Genomic DNA, 1,613 nt, shown 5'->3' with positions numbered 1-1,613 from the left:
GATTCACGTTGCGACGACGCGACGCGAGAGCACAAAGGCCCGAAATCGCCCGATCGCTGTCGTTTTGGTGGCACCCTTGGTATCACTTGTTATCAGGGGGCCTGTGACCGAGGCGGGTGACGTTCAGCGATGACCGGACCAGACGACAGTCGGGACAACACGCAGTCTGATCGAAATGCCGTATCGGGCAGTGCGAACATGTCAAGACTTGGTCTTTGTCGTGCTTGCAGTGATCTTCCACGGCACGATCGGTGCGGGCACTGTGGTCACCGCATTCTTTACCGGACCGCTGATCGAGACCTTCACCGAGAAGGTGAACAAACCGTTGATGCGCAAGGACCTTACGGCCGCCAGTGCGAAAAAATCACACGTGGTGATGGGACGGTCACACTTCTGACGTCGAGCATCCACACCCCACGGTTGCGGATTCACGCTGCGGTGTAAATGCGGGGCCGAAGGTTCCGTCCGTGGGGGACGAGTCGTACAACTGCGAAATGGAAAGCAGGACATGATCGAATATGTCGTAGCGATCAGTTTTCCAGAGAACTCAACGACCTACGAGGTGTACAACACCATCACCAACTCCGGCTCATCGGTCGGGCTGGTCTCCGCGGCGATCGTGCAGCGTGACGACGCGGGTCATCTGACGATCACCGAGGGTGGCGACGTGAAGTCCGGCGACGCCACGGTCGGTGGCTCCTTGATCGGCATGCTGATCGGCGTGCTCGGTGGGCCCCTCGGTGTTCTGCTCGGATTCGGCCTCGGTGCCGCAGACGGCGCGCTGGTCGACGCCAGCCGTTCCGACGACCTCGACGACGCGATCACGGAGTTCGGCAAGACCGTTCGTCTCGGCGGCAATGCCATCCTCGCGCAGACCGACGAGGCCGACACCGCAGCGCTCGACGCTTTGGTGACCAAGTACGACGGTGCCATCGTGCGTCGCCCGCTCGACGAGGTTCTCTCCGAGCTCGAGGCTCAGCAGGATGCCGCAGAGGCCGCAGCCGAGGCAGCTCGTAAGAAGCTCCACGACGAGAAGAAGGCTGAGAAGAAGGAAAAGCACGAAGAGCGCGTCGAAAAGCTGAAGGCGAAGTTCTCCCGAGCTGACACTCCTACTGCTTGAACGAGACCCCTTCGACGACGCGTCGAAGGGGTCTCGTTCTACCTATGTCCGGTCTGGGTGCGTGTGTTGGCGAATCATGTTGCGGCAGTGAGGAATACCTCGGATCTGCGATGTCGGCGTTCTGACTCGAGCGTCCTTGTCGGCGACTCCCAGCTGTGTGCAGATGAGCGATCCGACGGAAGCTTTCAAGCGTTTGAAGACTCGTCAATCAACTGATCGGCGGAGTCGATGTTGCGAGTCATCTTGTCGTGCAGGCGAACTCAACGTTCATGGCGCCTGTTTCGGCGACTATCCACTGTTCGATCCTGTGTTCGAGAATTTTCTCGACAGTGTCCGTATTGTCGGGTAGTGTAGAACACGTATTCGACACGACGCAGGGGTGGGGGGGTGGCGGCACGTGAACAGCAACAGCAAGCGCAGCAACAGCGGAACCAGTGGCGCGCCTTCGGCTTTGGGGTCGGCGGCCGTGGGGTCGGCCGATGCGGTGGTGGCA

General features: G+C 60.2%; 2 protein-coding genes. Both read left to right on the top strand.

Features of this window, described 5'->3' with window-relative positions; translation table 11 throughout:
* Positions 1-166: 166 nt before the first annotated feature.
* Positions 167-397 (top strand): DUF6198 family protein, encoded by a 231-nt coding sequence (locus GOSPT_RS16735; protein ID WP_506256239.1) that lies wholly within the window; start codon positions 167-169, stop codon positions 395-397.
* 111 nt (positions 398-508) lie between these two features.
* Positions 509-1,120: a DUF1269 domain-containing protein gene (locus tag GOSPT_RS16730; RefSeq protein ID WP_005207614.1), complete on the top strand. Its 612-nt coding sequence runs from the start codon at positions 509-511 to the stop codon at positions 1,118-1,120.
* Positions 1,121-1,613: the final 493 nt, after the last annotated feature.

Source organism: Gordonia sputi NBRC 100414, assembly GCF_000248055.1.
Classification (GTDB): Bacteria; Actinomycetota; Actinomycetes; order Mycobacteriales; family Mycobacteriaceae; genus Gordonia; species Gordonia sputi.
The sequence above is the reverse complement of the archived record's forward strand: the minus strand, read 5'-3'. Positions and strand labels throughout refer to the sequence as shown.

What these genes read in the sequence shown, in the direction of transcription:
- GOSPT_RS16730 (WP_005207614.1), top strand. Translation starts at nt 509, where the DNA reads ATGATCGAATATGTCGTAGCGATCAGTTTTCCAGAGAACTCAACGACC.